14 protein-coding genes are annotated in these 15,280 nt (G+C 65.2%); 7 read left to right on the top strand and 7 right to left on the bottom strand.

The window, feature by feature from the left end; translation table 11 throughout:
- The first annotated feature begins 40 nt into the window (after positions 1 to 40).
- The 5 genes from ACQS5P_RS05655 to ACQS5P_RS05635 are packed head-to-tail and all read left to right on the top strand — an operon-like array spanning position 41 to position 3,842.
- Positions 41 to 1,273 (top strand): type II secretion system F family protein, encoded by a 1,233-nt coding sequence (locus ACQS5P_RS05655; protein ID WP_428939929.1) that lies wholly within the window; start codon positions 41 to 43, stop codon positions 1,271 to 1,273.
- 19 nt (positions 1,274 to 1,292) lie between these two features.
- Complete coding sequence (locus ACQS5P_RS05650) at positions 1,293 to 2,549, top strand: type II secretion system F family protein (protein ID WP_428939928.1); 1,257 nt, start codon at positions 1,293 to 1,295, stop codon at positions 2,547 to 2,549.
- Positions 2,549 to 2,947 carry a hypothetical protein gene (locus tag ACQS5P_RS05645; protein ID WP_428939927.1) on the top strand — a complete coding sequence of 133 codons (399 nt, stop codon included), beginning with the start codon at positions 2,549 to 2,551 and terminating at the stop codon, positions 2,945 to 2,947. The genes ACQS5P_RS05650 and ACQS5P_RS05645 overlap by 1 nt, the downstream gene beginning before the upstream one ends.
- On the top strand, positions 2,944 to 3,411 hold the full coding sequence (locus tag ACQS5P_RS05640; protein WP_428939926.1) for a hypothetical protein: 468 nt from the start codon (positions 2,944 to 2,946) through the stop codon (positions 3,409 to 3,411). The genes ACQS5P_RS05645 and ACQS5P_RS05640 overlap by 4 nt, the downstream gene beginning before the upstream one ends.
- Positions 3,408 to 3,842, top strand: coding sequence for a hypothetical protein (locus ACQS5P_RS05635; protein ID WP_428939925.1), 435 nt, complete (start codon positions 3,408 to 3,410; stop codon positions 3,840 to 3,842). Before ACQS5P_RS05640 ends, ACQS5P_RS05635 begins: the two co-directional genes overlap by 4 nt.
- A gap of 90 nt (positions 3,843 to 3,932) precedes the next feature.
- On the opposite strand, the gene ACQS5P_RS05630 is transcribed toward ACQS5P_RS05635, so the two are convergent.
- From ACQS5P_RS05630 to ACQS5P_RS05600, 7 genes are all read right to left on the bottom strand, one after another.
- A complete protein-coding gene (locus tag ACQS5P_RS05630; protein WP_428939924.1) occupies positions 3,933 to 5,621 on the bottom strand; it encodes a hypothetical protein in 1,689 nt (562 codons plus the stop codon).
- A 35-nt stretch (positions 5,622 to 5,656) separates the two neighbouring features.
- Positions 5,657 to 6,799 carry a type IV pilus twitching motility protein PilT gene (locus ACQS5P_RS05625; RefSeq protein ID WP_428939923.1) on the bottom strand — a complete coding sequence of 381 codons (1,143 nt, stop codon included), beginning with the start codon at positions 6,797 to 6,799 and terminating at the stop codon, positions 5,657 to 5,659.
- A 486-nt stretch (positions 6,800 to 7,285) separates the two neighbouring features.
- Complete coding sequence (locus tag ACQS5P_RS05620; RefSeq protein WP_428939922.1) at positions 7,286 to 8,116, bottom strand: cyclase family protein; 831 nt, start codon at positions 8,114 to 8,116, stop codon at positions 7,286 to 7,288.
- A 106-nt stretch (positions 8,117 to 8,222) separates the two neighbouring features.
- Positions 8,223 to 9,110 carry a sugar phosphate isomerase/epimerase family protein gene (locus ACQS5P_RS05615; protein WP_428939921.1) on the bottom strand — a complete coding sequence of 296 codons (888 nt, stop codon included), beginning with the start codon at positions 9,108 to 9,110 and terminating at the stop codon, positions 8,223 to 8,225.
- A gap of 160 nt (positions 9,111 to 9,270) precedes the next feature.
- On the bottom strand, positions 9,271 to 9,471 hold the full coding sequence (locus ACQS5P_RS05610) for a hypothetical protein (protein ID WP_428939920.1): 201 nt from the start codon (positions 9,469 to 9,471) through the stop codon (positions 9,271 to 9,273).
- Positions 9,472 to 9,708: 237 nt separating this feature from the next.
- The gene (locus tag ACQS5P_RS05605) at positions 9,709 to 11,544 is read right to left on the bottom strand and encodes a hypothetical protein (protein ID WP_428939919.1); all 1,836 of its coding nucleotides are present in this window, start codon (positions 11,542 to 11,544) and stop codon (positions 9,709 to 9,711) included.
- Between the two features lie 79 nt (positions 11,545 to 11,623).
- Positions 11,624 to 12,313, bottom strand: coding sequence for a hypothetical protein (locus tag ACQS5P_RS05600; protein WP_428939918.1), 690 nt, complete (start codon positions 12,311 to 12,313; stop codon positions 11,624 to 11,626).
- Positions 12,314 to 12,638: 325 nt separating this feature from the next.
- Between ACQS5P_RS05600 and ACQS5P_RS05595 the strand changes: the two genes are divergently transcribed.
- Complete coding sequence (locus ACQS5P_RS05595) at positions 12,639 to 13,643, top strand: type II secretion system protein (RefSeq protein WP_428939917.1); 1,005 nt, start codon at positions 12,639 to 12,641, stop codon at positions 13,641 to 13,643.
- 184 nt (positions 13,644 to 13,827) lie between these two features.
- Positions 13,828 to 15,276: a DNA methyltransferase gene (locus ACQS5P_RS05590; protein WP_428939916.1), complete on the top strand. Its 1,449-nt coding sequence runs from the start codon at positions 13,828 to 13,830 to the stop codon at positions 15,274 to 15,276.
- Positions 15,277 to 15,280: the final 4 nt, after the last annotated feature.

Below are 15,280 nucleotides of genomic sequence, written 5' to 3'. Positions count from 1 at the left end.
GCGCGCACGGTGAGACGACCGTGACACCGGACAAGCACCTATGACCACGACTTCGGACAATCCGCAAAGCCTTCCGCCAGCCGCGATCACCTTCGCCTACATGGCGCAGACGCTGGATGGTCGGCCGATGAGCGGCACGATCGAGGCCGCCAGCCTGGAAGATGCCTCGCGGCGGCTGTCGGACCTGAACCTGCGTGTAATCTCGCTTGCTCCGGCGTCACGACCGCCACGCGCCAAGCCTCTGGGCGGCGAGGACTTTGCCGCTTTCAATCAGCAGCTTGCGCATCTTGCGTCGGCGGGATTGCCCATCGAACAGGGACTGCGGCTGATCGCCGAGGACCTGCGTGACGGCGGGCTTGCCCAGTCCGTCCGGGATGTGGCCGCGGAACTGGAGCGGGGCGTGTCGCTGGGCGAGGCGTTCCGCCGCCACGCCAGGCAGTTCCCGCCGCTGTACGGTGCGATCGTCGAGGCCGGGGTGCGCGCAGGGAATCTTCCGGCGGTGCTGCTGAATTTGGGCCGGCATCTGGAGCTGGTCGCGCGGCTGCGCGCGGCGTTGTGGCAGGCGGCGGCGTATCCGCTGACCGTGCTCGCCGGGCTGGTCGTGGTGCTGATCTTCCTGGGGCATTACGTCTTGCCCCTGTTCGCCAGAATGTATCGCGACCTGCACGTGCAGCTTCCGGGAATCACGCGAGGGATGCTTGGCCTGACCGACGCAACTCCGTGGATCGCGCTGCTGGCGATCGTGCTGTTTGTCGGCTCGCCGCTGCTGTGGGCGATACTCCGCGCCGCCAGGCTCGATCGCGCCGCCGCCGACCTGGCACTGCCCCTGCCTTTGGTTGGGCCAATCCTGCACAAGAACCTGATCGCCCGATGGTGCGATGCGATGAAGCTGGCGATCGAGGCGGGGATGGATCTGCCCGGCGCCGTCAGCCTGGCCTGCGACATCATCGCTTCGCCAGCGCTGAAACGTGATACCAGCCGGATCCTGGCACAGCTTGAATCCGGGCGACGGCTCGACGAGCTGCCGGCCGGCGCCACTCGCATCCTCGCGGCGCCGGTGCTCAGCGTCGTGCAGCTCGCCGCCGACGGCAACCATCTGCCCGAATCTCTCCAGACGCTGGCGACGATGTATCGCCAGCAGGCGGAACTGCGGCTGGGGTCGATTCAGGCGGTGCTGGCGCCCACGCTCATTCTGCTGCTGGCGCTGTTGATCGGCCTGGTGGTGATCGGCCTGTTCGCGCCGATCATCTCTCTGTTCAACGTGTTCTCGTGATGGATTGAGGTACTGCTTCGTGTGGATCATTCGTGGCATCAAGCTCGTCCTCATCGCCGTTGCGGTACTGCTGATAGTGGTGCTGGCGGCGATGTTTGTGCAACTGCTGCTCGATGAACCCGCCGCCGCGATCGCGCTGGTGGGGGCGATGTCCGCGGGCGCGGTCATCGCCCATTCCGCCTACCGCTTCTGGCGCGTCGCGGCACGACGAAGACGCTCAGCCATCCTTCTCAACCACGTCGAGCAGGCCATGCGCCTGAACCTGCCGCTGCCACGGATCTTCGGCGCCTTCGCAGAGGCAGAGACCGATCGTCAATTCGCCCGCGAACTTCAAGCCGCTCGACTCGACCTGGAGCACGGCCAGCCGCTGTCTGCGGTGCTGGGGCGAGTCGCCCACCTGCCTCCGCGCCTCGTGAACCTGCTTGCCGCCGCCGAACGTCTCGGACGAATGCCTCAGGTCCTCTCGCGACTTGCGACCCAGCGGCAGGCCGCCATCGCTCGCGCGGTGTGGCCCGGACGCACCCGCTTTTACCACACCTATCCGCTGCTGATTGGTCTGGTGCTCGTGTTCATCACCAGCATGCTGATGATCTTCGTGATCCCCAAATTCCAGCAGATTTTCAGGGACTTTGGCATTGCCCTGCCCTGGATGACGGTAACGACAATCGAGCTGGCCCGGCGTGCCGGGCCGATCGTGACGGTCGTGCTCATCGTGCTTCTGCTGGCGATGCTGGTCGCCACCTGCGCGACACGCTGGTTCGATGCCCGCTTCGGGCTGGTCGAAGACCTGTGGAACTGGATCGCCAACCGCATGCCGGGCATCGGCACGTATCGGCTCTATCGCGCGCTCGGCGATGTGCTGGACTTCACCGCCGAGTCCATCGACGCCGGAACAGAGCTGATCAGCGCATTGGAGGAGGCGGCGGCAATCCCGGCGAATTCGCGTCTGCGCCGGCGGATTCATCGCTGGGTAAACCAGATGCGGCGAGGCGCTACATTGGCCCAGGGCGCCCGCGCCGCGGGGATGCCGCGACTGGTCAGCGGCATGCTCGGCACCCCCGCCGAAGGTCCCGAGGCCGCAGAAGTCTTCCGCTTCCTTGGGCGTTATTACTCGATGCGCTTCAGCCGCGCCGTGGCGCTGCTGGAGTCGGCCACCGTGCCGGCACTGGCGCTGATCATGGGCCTGTTCGTCGGCTGGATCGCGTTGAGCATGTTTCTGCCGCTGATCCACCTGATCGACCGCGTCGCGCCGTACCCGTACGGAGGTTTCACCTGATGCGACCCCGACGCACGCTTCCACTCGGTCTGTTCAGCAGCCCCTCCCGCGGGCGGCGCGACGGATTCATGACCATGGACGCACTGGCGGGGCTGTTTCTTCTGGCCTCGCTGGCAACCCTGCTGGTCGTCGCCGTGAACCTTCGGTACCGTGCCGCCTCCAGCCTCGCCAGCCAGCGCGATGCACTGCACGCCGCCCAGCATGCTTTGCAAACGCTTCAGACCAGCCGGCAGCTTCCCCAGGGAGATGTGAGCGTCATCCCCACCGGGCATCGCCTGGGCGAGTACGAGTGGTATCAGATTACAGCCACGACAAACGGGCGGTCCGTATCGCTTTTGGGGTTGGCGCCGGCGGGCCTCGTGCCCGCCGCCACGCAACCCGCGGGAGATGCGCCATGAGAAAGTCCGCCTTCACCGTCACCGAAATGCTGTTCGTGCTGGGGATCCTGGCGGTGGCGGGACTGCTGATGGCGCGCATCTTCACCGGCAGCATCCGCGCCATCGAGGCTGCCCACGCCGATCTGGACCGCGGCGCGGCCGCCGAGCGCTTCGCCGCCGCCATCAAAGCCGATGTCTGGAATGCATCCAGCATCCAGGTGCCCGATCCGACGACGCTGCTGCTGACGCTTGGCGACGGAACCAGCCTCCGCTGGAGCTTCGGCGATGATGGCTCCGTAACGCGCTTCGCCGAATCGCTTCCAGCCTCGCGCTGGGCGCTGGGCGAGCGGTTGCAGGTTCAGGCACAGGATGGATCGGCCATCATCGTGCGCTCGATCACGCATCGTATCGATCGCGCCCAGCAGTGGCGGTTGCACAGTCAGCTTCTGCTCGCCCGGGCCATGACAGAAGGAGTTGCTCGATGACACGCGAGAGGCGATGGCCTGGTCAAACTAAGGGGGGATTCGTGCTGCTGTCGGCGTTGGCGGTGGTGGCCATTGTCGCGGTGGCGATTGTCGTCAGCGCCAGCGCCGCGACCACCGCCGGGCAGCGACTGTCGCGACAGATTGCTGACGCGCAGCTCGATCAACTGCTGCTGGCCGGGTCCGTGGAGGCGTGGCACATCCTCTCGACCACGCCCGCGCCCGCCGCCGGTCAGACGCATGGCGTGAATCTTCCACCTCCGCTGGCCGACGCCGCGGCGCGGGTTCGGGTCACCATCGTTGATGTCCAGCCCGACGCCGCGACGGTTGCCGTCGTGGCACGGCTGAACGAGCAGTCCGGCACGCAGACGCTGCATTTCGCCCGCCAAGCCCATCGCTGGCGGCTGACCAGCGCCCGGCGCGATCCGGCGTAAATAAGGGGTCGGGAGTCTTTTCGCTGGCCGCCGCAGAAAAGCTTCGACCGCCACACGGTCCTGTGGCGTGGAGAGGTCTTGCTTGGGCGATCACACGAACTCGAAGCTGAACAGCTTGGCGGAGCGGAGGCGGAAGCGCAGGGTTACGCTGCCGCCAGTGCCGGCGCCGATGGACGACTGGCCGCGCCAGGTTACGGTGGCGCCGAGACGGTCGCCGAAAAGATCGTCGCAGTCATCGAGGCTTCGGCCGGGTTTGCCTACGACCTCGACCTTGACAAAGCCGTTTCGTCGGGCGTGGAAGTTGAGCCGCAGCGTCTCGCCGTTGACTCGGAAGGGTTGCGTGTAGAACTCACCCTCCTCGTCGGCGACGAGGGCGCACAGGCGATGCTTTGGCCAGGTCGCAAGCCCGACTTCGCCGCAGCGCACCAGCCGAGGGAACTTGTGCGGCAGGGCGTAGCCGATGTAAGGCAGGGCGACGCGATCGCCGGCGATCTCGGCCAGACCGTTGCCCGCGAACACGCACCCGCCATCCCACGAGCCTTCCGGCCCCTGCTTGAGCACGTCGCAATCGCCCGGCGGGAGCATCCACATCTGCCCGTCGAGGCTGGTGACCATGCGCACCACCGAGCTGTCGGAGAATCGCTGGTAGATCGTGGGGAACATCAGGTGCGCCGTCTTCGTGCCGGGATACAGCGACTTGCCGTTGGTGTAGTAGTCGTTGGAAGGCGGCTCGCCCGGGTCGGTCCACAGCACCGCCTGCGGCGCCGGCCAGGGAACATCCAGCGACGGCCCTTCGGAACGCCCGATGACGCGACGGTTCATGAAGCTCATGCGGAAATAGCCGACATATCGCCGCAGGACCTGGTCGTAGTACAGCGTGGTTCCGGTGTCGCTCATCTGAGCCATCAGCGGCTGCGGCAGCGGCGTCCAGCGAAGCCCATCGGGCGAGGCGGCGCAGAAGATGAGCAGGCGTTTGGCCTGGCCCAGCGGCGTGATGCTTGCGGGGCTTTGCGCCTTGAGCTGCGCCACCTCCTCGGCCGACACCTGGCTGTTGTAGATCATCTTGTAGCGCTGCTGCGGCGGGGCGGAAGGGTCGTAGCACACCCCGACGCCGTGGAAGCTTCGCCCCGCCAGCTTCTCGTCGTAGACGATGTTGTTCCGCGTGTTGCCGTCAAACTCGACAAGACCAAGCTCGGGTTTGTGCCACGTGACGCCGTCGGAACTTTCGGCGTAGCAGAGTATGTCGGCGGCGCCGCGCTCGCGCGGCGTGATGACCTCGTACCACATGCGGTACTTGCCGTCGAAATACCCCAGCGTCGGATAGCACAGCGAGTATTCCCAGGGCTTGTCGTTGGGGATAACCGGCCCGAGCTTGCTGGCGGGCTGCGCTTCGAGCCGCACGCCATAGGGCGATTGATCGCCAAGGACTTTGATCTGATCGGTGGTAACTCTGCCGTGCAGTCCTTCAGCCGAGGAGTTGGTGCCTTCGCCGCTGGGGGCGAAGTAGCGTGTGCGGCCGGGCAGGACATATCTCCAGTCGAGAAACAGATGCGGCCCGGGGTCCAGCGGGTAGGGTTCGACGTCGTAACCGTAGGCAAAGACGGTGGGCAGTTGCGGGTGGGTAGTGTCGGTGGGTTGCGGCTGGACGGGTTGCGCCCGGGACTGGCCCGAGCCGACAATCGCCGCGACGGCAGCGGAAGCGGCCGAAGCGGCGGCGCCGCCAACGAAACGTCTTCTGGAAGGACCGCTGGAACGATGCGGGGGCGACGGATTTTTCATGTTGATTCCGATGCTCGATGCGAATCTCTGGCAGATCAGTTGGCACGGATTTTCGAGGGCCTTGGGACGGCGTGTTCGCCGGGCGCAGCGGCGCCCGGCTCGGTGATTGCGCCCGAACTCGCGATGCCGCGCAACGCCATGGACAGCGCATCGGGGTTGGTCGCGTGCCGCAGCGCCTCCTGAGGCGTGATCAGTTCGCGCTTGAACATCGCCAGCAGGTCCTGATCGAACGTCTGCTGCCCGTCGCCGGCGGTTCGCATGTAGTCGTCCAGCTCCAGCGCCCGGCCCTCCAGAATGTACTTGCTGGGTACCGGACCGCCGCGAAGGATTTCGCAGGCCGGTCGGCGGATGCCGTCGCGGCAGATCAGCAGTCGCTGCGAGATGATCGCCTCCAGATTCCCCGCCAGTTGCGTCAGCAGCAGCTTGTGTTCGGCGGGGGGAAACATGGCGATGATGCGCTCGACGGTCTGCGGCGCGCTGGCGGAGTGAACGGTGGTGAGGATCTGATGTCCTGTGTCGGCGGCGCGAAGCGCCACCTTCAGGGTTTCCACATCACGAAGCTCGCCGACCAGAATCACGTCCGGGTCCTGCCGCAACGCCTGCCGCAACGCCTGCTCGAAACTGGGTGTGTCCGATCCCACCTCGAGCTGCGTGATAATCGCCTGCTTCGGCACATGCAGATATTCCACCGGATCTTCGATGCAGATGATCTTGGCCGGCCAGGTCTGGTTGATCAGCTCGACCATGGCGGCCAGGGTGGTGGTCTTGCCCGATCCGGTCGTGCCGGTGACCAGCGTCATTCCACGGCGTGAGAGGGCGATCTGGGCAACAACGGGCGGCAGATTCAGCTCGGCGATGGTGGGGATCCGCGACTGGACGATGCGCATGACGATCCCCGCGCTTCCCAGGTGGCGGTAGGCCGAGCATCGGAACCGCGACAGCTCAGGCGCGGCGTAGGAAAAGTCGATGCCTTTGAAAAGCCGCTCATCGAGATTGTCGCGAAATCTCGGGGGTAGGATCTCGGCGATGAACTGGCGGACCTGTTCGTCGCTGACCGCCGGCAGATTCACCGCCCGGATGATTCCTGCGATGCGTACACGGGGCGGGAGCCCGGCCTGAATGTGAACATCCGACGCCTTGTGCTCGACCGCGAAGCGAAGCAGTTGGTACAGATCCATGACGCTGGCCCCTGTACAGAAGCGGCTGGCCACAACAACTCGCGATGGACAACCAAGCCCGGATCCGACGACCCGGCAACGACATGCGCCCGGCGGCAACACACCGCGCGCTGCGCGGCGGCGGGTCGCGGATCAACCTTAGCATATCGCGCCGCGATCACGCGGTCTATCCGCAAGATGCATGCCCGACCGAGGCGGGCGTGCGCGATCTCCCGGCAGCGCAGCAGGGCAATGAATGAGCCTGTGCACGAGCATGCCAGTCTGTGTCACGGGCGAGACGCCCGTGACACGTCCGAGCCAACTGTGACATGGCCGTCCCGGCCATGCGCCGTGCACTCGGATTCGAAAGTCCGACATCCGGGCTGCTCATCACTTCATGCCGCCGGGCACGGGTGTCACGCCTGTCCGCTCTGCCGCCTCGAAGACGAGGGCTCCTGGAAATGTGAACGACAGGCGTCCCGCCATGCAGGCACCTGCGATCCGTGTTCAGCGGCGCTGATCGCTGGCGGGAAGCACGGCGATGATGCGCGTCGGCCCGCCGCTGCCGCCTTCGATCTTCATCGGCAGCGCGATGATCATCGCGCCCGTCGGTGGGAGCTGATCGACATTGGCAAGGTTCTCGAAGGCGGGCTTGTTGGCCTCTCCCACGATCTGGTGAACGATGAAGTCCTTGCTTTGTCCGTAGTCGATGCTGGGGGTGTCCACGGCCAGGGCGGCGACACGCCGCTGGTGGATCAGCAGTTCGGCGGCCTCACGCGACCAGCCGGGGAAGTGCAGATTGGCCACGTCCCCGGGCAGGTCGGTGCCCAGATATCGCTTTTTATCCGGCCAGCGCTTCCCCCAGCCGCTGTTCATGATGACGATTGCGCCTTGGGGAATCGTGCCGTGCCTGCGTTCCCAGTTCTTCACGTCATTGTCGCTGACGCGGTAATCCGGGTCGGCTGCGGCCTGCCGCCGCACGTCAATCACAGCCGCCGGGCCGATGCAGCTCGACAGCGGGACCTGCTCCGTGGTGTATCGTCCTTCGGCAAAGTGCATCGGCGCGTCCAAATGCGTTCCCCCGTGCTCGGCGGCGATGATGTTATTGGAGTAGTAGAAATACCCGCTTGGCGTGCGACCGAAGGCCACCCGCTGAAGTCGGAACGGCTGGGCCGTCGGCCAGTAGATCGTGTCCGGGCCGAACGAATAGGTCAGATCGACGATCCTGGCCGGATCGATCTCCAGCATCGTGGTCGGGGCGGCCTTCCTGGATGCCGCGCAGCCGCCCAGCGTGAGTGCAACCAGCACGGTGGAAGTGAGTCGAATCAGAGATGACATGCCCGGCAAGGTTAACGGTGCCGGGATCGCGGATCAACCGCCGGCAGCCCGGCGCGACGGAGGCAACGACCACTCCTGAGCTCCTGCACGAGCGCGGCTGCCTGTATCACGGGTGCCCCGGCGACACACCCTCACATCCTGAATCGAATCGAGCTTCTTGCAGGATTCCCGTCAGGTACTGCCAGGCGATTCGCGCGACTTCGGCGGCGGTCGTCTCATACGGATACAGCTCGACAGTAACCCAGCCGGTGTAGAAGATCTGTTCCAGGGCTGCGAAGATGGCGCGAAAATCGATCACGCCCTTGCCCGGCGCAAGATGCTGGTGAACGCGGTTGGCGCCGATGTCTTCAAGATGCACGTGTGCTATGTCATCGGGGATCGCCCGGATCACCTCCGCCGGGTCCTCCCCGACACAAAACAGGTGCCCGATGTCGCAGTTCATCTGCACACTGGGCTCGGTCCTGAAATAGCGATTCTTGAACTCCAGGTATTCGCTGGCCGATTCGATCAGCAGGCCAGGCTCGGGTTCGATGGCGATCGCGATGTCGTATTTCTGGGCGTGGTCTTCAATGCGATTGAGTCCCTCAGCGAAACGTTCTTCGGCCTGTTCGCGGGAAAGCCCTGTGCCGATGAGCGGCCCGCCGGGCTGAATGCTGACGGATCTGGCCTCCAGTTCGGCGGCCAGCTCGATCGCGCCCAGCGTATGCCTGATCCGCACTTCCCGCAGGGCCGGATCGTCTTCGATCCAGGTCGGATGGTACGTATCCCCGTCGGCAAAATGGGTAAAGGCGTTGATGTTGCTGACCTGAAGCCCGCGGGCGGCAAGCTGCTGCTTCAATGCCCGACGCGCTGCCGCGTCAAAGCTCGCCGGGTGTGCATGCGGCACGTCGGCCATGATCTCCACCCCGCGGTAGCCGATGGCGGCGATCGTGTCGATCGCTTCAGCAAGCGATTGCTTCTTGAAGGCGTTGGTTGAAAAGGCGAGTCGGATCATGCCGTCATTGTACGGTCCGGCGGCGGCCAGGGCAGCCTCCGGGGCCGCACGCAGTACCCTGCCCCTTCTGCGGGGCGACCCCGATGCTCCACTTCGCCCAGATTCGCGGCGGTGGCGATGGCAAGCGTCCTGGCGACTCGCGGCCAGCATCACGCTGGGCTCAGGTCCCGGTGCTGGGTGGAACGTAGTCGGCGGGCGGCGGACCCTCGGCGTCGGTTCGCAGGCACAGTGGCTTGTCACGGTGCTCAGGCTTCAGGAGCATCTTCGCCTGCTCCATCGCCGTCTGAGGATCGGATGCAAGGACCGAACAGGCCATCTCCCAACCGTCTTCAGTCTTCACGTAGAGGCGGTAAACGTGCATAGCTGCCTGTAATACAATCAAAATGCACGTTGCGTTGCAAGATTTGGCGCGCCGGCACACAGCATCCTGCGCAGAATGCGCGTGGCGATACGACCGCCTTGGGCAGGCATCAGTCCGTCCGTTGCGCTTTAATTTAAACGGAGAGGGGGGGCGTGATCGGTCACCACGTCCGCGCATGCGGCGAGTTGGTTGCTGCGATGGTGCCGGGCAGCGCTGCGTCGTGAACGACAAGTGCCGTTACGCTGGCGCGCGGCGATGGCGCAGGCGCGATCCGGCGGCGGCGACGATCATCGTCGGCATCAGGAGCATCCCCATCGTCGCCGGCTCGGGAACCACGCCCGACTGCACCGCCCGCAGCGCCGCAACGTACTCCCCGCCGAACAGCTTGGTGTGCTCGGCAATGAGCGCCTCGGCCAACGGACCGGCCTGATTCACGTACGCATTGTCGATCAGGGCATAGTCCGTCGCGTCGATCGTGCCGGAGTAGTCGAAGTCCCCATTGATCCAGCCACTGAGACTGTTGACATACCCGTTGTCGATCAGCGAGTAGTCGGTGGCGTCGATCGAGCCACTCAGGTCGGCATCGCCGAAGTACGTGAACTTCACCAAGATCTCGTTGCCGGTGAGTGTCTGCCCGGCGAAGGTCGTGTAGATCGGCCCGCTGCCTCCCACCTGAGCCAAATCGTTCAGGACCACACCAAGACCGTACAGGAAGCTGCCGGCGGTGCTGTTCTGGACATTGGCCTGTGTGCTGCCGATGCCCGGGCCAAGCCAGTCGAAGTTCCCGCCGTTTTCAAGGGCCGACTTGATCGACGCGGTCACCGTTGCCAGCGAGCCGCTGTTGACGATCAGGCTGTTGTTGTTCAGGTCCAGCCGCGCGCCCGCGGCCACTGTCAGCACGTCCGTGACGGTCGTGCCCGAGGGGCTGTTTGCCGTCGGTTTGGCGCTGATGGCCAGCGTGCCGGCGTTGATCGCGATATCGTCCGTCTCCAGCCGTGCGACGCTCAGCAGACCCTGCCCGTTCTTGCGGATCGCCCGTCCGGTGGCGGTGGCCAGGACCTCGCCGGTCACGTTTAGCGAGGCTCCATTGGCCACGTCCACGAACAGCCAGTTGTTCAGCCGCAGCGGAGCGGCGATGGTGTGGCTGCCGGACAGCACGTTGATGCGCGGGTCGCCGGCGCTGGCCTGCATGCTCAGCGTGCCCGGGCCGGAAAGCGTGTAGCTGACCGGACTGTCGAAGTTGATCACCCCGAGGGTGCGCGGCACATCGACGTTGACCTGATAGCGACCGGAGGCGACGGAGCCAAAGTTGGCCACATGATCCACGCCCCCGGGAACAGCTCCATTCCAGTTGCCTGCCGAGCTCCAGTTGTTGTCCGCGTCGCCGGTCCATTGCGAATTGGTCACCACCGTCCACAGCCGCGCGTTGTCGAAGTGATAAGCCGCCGACGTAAAGGCGCTGTCGTAGGTCGTGATCAGCACCAGCTCGACCCAGTACGGATGCCCCGGCTCGGTGTTGATCTCGCCGTTGCCCGGGTCGCCGTCGAGCAGGTGCGAGTAATCCCAGGTCATCGTGCGGGTGTGCAGGGATCCGAAATTGGTCGGATCCCAGCCGCCGCGGTAGTTCGGATTGCCGGTGTCGATGTCGGCCACACCCTGATCCGACCATCCGGTTCCCTCGGCATTGACGACCAGGGCCTCGACCTTGGCCCACGTGCCCGGCCCGTTCCATTCCGAAAGATCCCAGGTCACGTCGATGGAGAATCGCGTGTTGGCCAGAAAGTCATCGACCAGCCCCAGGTTCTGGAGCTTGATGGCCAGGTGCTGGTCGTAGGTGGCGTCGGGGATGACCTTGACGGCTGAGGTACCGCGTGTGGCGCCGGTGGGGCCGTAGGTGAAGGTCGGGGGCGCCAGCGGCTCCTGGCTGCTCCATTCGATCCAGCCGTCGTCGCTGTTTTCCCAGTCTCCAATGACGACATCGCCGACAAGATCGGCCTGGAGGGACAACGTGCACGCGGCGGCGATAGCGGCGAGCGCGCGGCCGGCGCGCCTGCTGGATGTTGATGATGACACGGCAAAATCCTCCTCGCGATCGTCCTGGCTCAGACAACCGCCAACAGGTCACGATGGATTGTCATGACGGCGCGTCACCTCAGGCGCGCCGCCGCGGCCGGCCGAGCAGTCCCAGCAAAACCGCACCGCCCACACCCAGGGCGGCCGGCTCGGGAACCGGATCGGTCAGCCGCGCATTGTCGAACTGGAACACGCCGTGACTGGCGTCGGAGTTGGTGGTGATGATGATCTCCACCCACCAGGGGTCGTGCCCCAAAGCCAGCACGTCCGGATCGCTCAGGTACGCCGAGTAGTCGAAGACCAGGGTGGTGCTCTGCGGTCCTCCGCCGCCCGCCGGCCAGCCGAACAGGATCGGCGCCGTCAGCTTGTAGTCGCCCCAACTGGCGCCCTGTGCATTGAGCGTGATCTCCTCGATCTTGGCCCAGCCGGATTCGCTGGTCTGCGGAACCGTCAGGTCGATCCGCAGCTTGGTGTGCGCCATGAAGTCGTCCACCAGAGCGTTGTTCTGGAGCTTGATCGCCAGGTTCTGGTTCCAGCCGGTCTGATTGACCTGAAGCGAATAGGCCCCGCTGGTGACGCCTGAGGTGCTGTAGGTGTACTTGGGCGGCGCGATGGCGGCGCCAGTTCCCCAGTCGATCCAGCCATCGGTGGACTGTTCCCAGTCGCCGATCTGCACGTCAGCCAGGCTCGAGCCCGCAAGCCCGCCGATCGCCAAGGCGGTAGCCAATGCCGCGGACATGCCCCCGCGGCGCATTCTCACCCTCTGCATAAGTCCCTCCGAAATGAGTCGAGCACCCCGTCGGCCGGTGGGGCGTCAGGGATGCGATGATACCCGCACTTCTCCCGACGGCGACCCCGAAATGAGGTAACCGATTACCCAAAGATACCGCAAACTTCCCGGTGAGCAAGCAAATTCTGGCTGATTTTGTCCGCGATCAGCCGCGGCAATGTGCGGGAAAGGCTGCGACCCGGGGCGGATTTTGCTTGACCGCCCAGCGGACCTGTTGTAATTTAGGTAAGCGTTTACCTATCGCCACCAGTGCCGCCGGCCCCGCCTACGACGCCGCAGGCACGCAGACCGAGGCTCGAGCCCCATGTGCCCTTTTCAATTCTATAAACGGACTAACCGTGCCCAGGCACCCAGCCTGCCCCGACATCCGTGTCTGCTGCCACGGGCTGCTGGCTTTACCCTCGTCGAGCTGCTGGTGGTCATCGGCATTGTTGCGATCCTGGTGGCGATCCTGCTGCCGACGCTGGGCCGGGCACGCGCCAACGCACGCCTGGTCGCCTGCCAGGCAAACCTGCGATCCATCGGACAGGCGCTGAATATCTATGTCACATCCGTCAGTCGCGGATTGCTGCCATGGGGATACTGGGACGGCGGCGGCAACGACGGGCGCAAGGCCACCCACTGGGATCTGGTCCTCATGCAGGCGCTGAACAGCCGCTACGGCTCGACGTGGAACGAAGCCAACGCCAGTGGCGGGGACATGGCCCGGCTGAAGGACATGTTCCGCTGCCCCGATGCACCGGTGGAGAACGACCGCGCCGCCGCACGCTCGGGCGCGATCCATTACACCTGTCACCCCCGCCTGATGCCGGCCATGGGTGACGGGCCGGCCGACCCCAACCTGCCCCGTTTCAAGCCCTATCCGATGGCCCGGATCAAGCGACCTTCGGAGATCGCGTTGATCTTTGATGCATCACTGTGGCTGCGTGGCAACGTCTGGTCGGTAGGCTGGGATATCCCCGTCGCACGGGGGATGGACTATGCACGTGCAATGGGCTGGGGCAATCCCACGACCTACTTCACCGACCGCTATGTTCCCGGCTCGCCGCTTCAACCGGACACCAGCATCAGCATGAAGTCGTGGTGGGGCACCACCACCATCAACCGCGATGATGCACGCAACAACAACGACAGCACGCCGCTGAATGGACTGAACGTCCGATTCCGCCACCTGGGCGATACGGTGTGCAACGCCCTGATGGTGGATGGCCACGTCGAGAGCTTCAGTTACGACAAACGCAAGGGTCCGGACGACCCGAAGGTCACGACGTTGTATCGCAAACACGTGTATGTGAACCCCTATCCATGACGCGCCCGCCATAGCCACGAAAGCTGGCAGGCTCCGGGCACGTCAGAACCTTATCCTCGCCCGCTCCGTGCAGGTGCATCGTCGAGACGGACCGCCCATTGCGGAATTGACAACGTGCGCACGGCGCGGATGATCCATCAGGCAGTTCTGACATCGGCGTCTGGTTTGTAGCCTTCGGAAGAACATGGGCCTGCGCCGCAAGCACCTGGGCACTGACAATCTGGTTCGCGACAACCTGCCCGCCGCGCAGGCGTCTCGGCGGCGGGGCATCGCCGGGCGGAAGTCCTTGTCCGCCGAGTTGGAACGACTGCACTCATTCCACGGATACTGCGCGAGGTTTTCCTCGGATCTGGCCGAAGCGGCGATCCTCCAGTACACGCGGCCGGGGCAGAGCGTGTTCGATCCGTTCTGCGGCAGCGGCACAAGCCTGGTCGCGGCGGCGGCGCACAGACGGCGGGCGGTCGGGTGCGACATCGATCTTCTGGCCGGGATGCTCTCGTCGGTGAAGTGCGCCGCGCGTCCCTTGCAGCAGTACCAGCGTTGGAAGCAGCCGTTCGTGCGGCGCGTCGCCGACGCGATCAGGAACATCGCCGAGCACTGGGGCAGCAACGGCTGTCGGGCCAGGCCGCTTCCGGGCTCCGTGCTGCATGTGGGTTCACTGCAACTGCCGATCCCGGTGTTTGCGGAGTTGAACTACTGGTTTCCGCCGCAGGTGGTGGCGGCGTTGTCGGCGATCGCAACGGAGGCGCGTGGCTGCGACGATCCGCATTTTCAGCAGGTCGCCCTGATCGCACTGTCGTCGTGCATCATCAGCAAGTGGCCGACAACGCTGAGCTACGCGGTGGACATCGATCACACGCGACCGCACCGGCGATTGCAGCGCATACCGCTGGACCGCGTGCTGGGGACATACCTTCGACGTCTGGATCGAGCGGTATGGTGTCTGGGGCAACTGCACGGGATTTACGCATCGGCCGGCGCGGCGGATCCTGCGGACCGGCCGCTGCGGGTGATCTGTCCGCACGACGCCCGCCAGCCACTGGAGGACGCGCCTGCGGGCAGCCAGTCGTTGATCCTGACCTCGCCGCCGTATTTCAATGCCGTGGATTACCCGCGTTCACACCGCGCGTCGGTGTGCTGGATGAACGGGCACGATGCGGCGGAGCTGGTCAGCCGCAGCCAGTACATCGGGCTGCGGTACGCCGGGGGCTTTGACGCCGAACAGTGGCTGCGGCAGCACAGCGAAATTCGCCGGCTGTTTCCGTCGCACCTGTCGCCTCAGCAGCCTCTGGGCCGGCGGCTGTGCGCGTTCTACGCCGATCTGGAGCAGGTGCTGCACCAGAGTTGGCGTGCGTTGCGCCCCGGGGGACACGCGCTGTACGTGATCGGGGACAACGTGGTTCGCGGTCGGCGGATCGGCGCGCCGGCTGTTCTGGCCGCGCTGGGCCGCTGCGCGGGTCTGGAGCTGATCCAATCCCGGCCAAGAACCATCGCGTCGGATCGGCGGCGGTTTCCCACGGGGCCTTTCGGTTTTGACGGGCCGATGACACATGAGCACTGCGTGGTGTTTCGCAAGCCGATGGAACACCACAAGGGGGTGCGAATTGGCGGCAGCACACGAGCCAGGATCTGATACG

It is taken from the genome of Fontivita pretiosa, assembly GCF_050410795.1.
Taxonomy (GTDB): domain Bacteria; phylum Planctomycetota; class Phycisphaerae; order Tepidisphaerales; family Tepidisphaeraceae; genus Fontivita; species Fontivita pretiosa.
This window is presented reverse-complemented; position numbering and strand designations above follow the sequence as displayed.

Excerpts from the sequence above, each read along its gene's own strand:
- ACQS5P_RS05655 (WP_428939929.1), top strand. The coding sequence starts at position 41 with ATGACCACGACTTCGGACAATCCGCAAAGCCTTCCGCCAGCCGCGATC.
- ACQS5P_RS05645 (WP_428939927.1), top strand. The coding sequence starts at position 2,549 with ATGCGACCCCGACGCACGCTTCCACTCGGTCTGTTCAGCAGCCCCTCC.
- ACQS5P_RS05640 (WP_428939926.1), top strand. The coding sequence starts at position 2,944 with ATGAGAAAGTCCGCCTTCACCGTCACCGAAATGCTGTTCGTGCTGGGG.
- ACQS5P_RS05635 (WP_428939925.1), top strand. The coding sequence starts at position 3,408 with ATGACACGCGAGAGGCGATGGCCTGGTCAAACTAAGGGGGGATTCGTG.
- ACQS5P_RS05630 (WP_428939924.1), bottom strand. The coding sequence starts at position 5,621 with ATGAAAAATCCGTCGCCCCCGCATCGTTCCAGCGGTCCTTCCAGAAGA.
- ACQS5P_RS05625 (WP_428939923.1), bottom strand. The coding sequence starts at position 6,799 with ATGGATCTGTACCAACTGCTTCGCTTCGCGGTCGAGCACAAGGCGTCG.
- ACQS5P_RS05620 (WP_428939922.1), bottom strand. The coding sequence starts at position 8,116 with ATGTCATCTCTGATTCGACTCACTTCCACCGTGCTGGTTGCACTCACG.
- ACQS5P_RS05615 (WP_428939921.1), bottom strand. The coding sequence starts at position 9,110 with ATGATCCGACTCGCCTTTTCAACCAACGCCTTCAAGAAGCAATCGCTT.
- ACQS5P_RS05610 (WP_428939920.1), bottom strand. The coding sequence starts at position 9,471 with ATGCACGTTTACCGCCTCTACGTGAAGACTGAAGACGGTTGGGAGATG.
- ACQS5P_RS05600 (WP_428939918.1), bottom strand. The coding sequence starts at position 12,313 with ATGCAGAGGGTGAGAATGCGCCGCGGGGGCATGTCCGCGGCATTGGCT.
- ACQS5P_RS05595 (WP_428939917.1), top strand. The coding sequence starts at position 12,639 with ATGTGCCCTTTTCAATTCTATAAACGGACTAACCGTGCCCAGGCACCC.
- ACQS5P_RS05590 (WP_428939916.1), top strand. The coding sequence starts at position 13,828 with ATGGGCCTGCGCCGCAAGCACCTGGGCACTGACAATCTGGTTCGCGAC.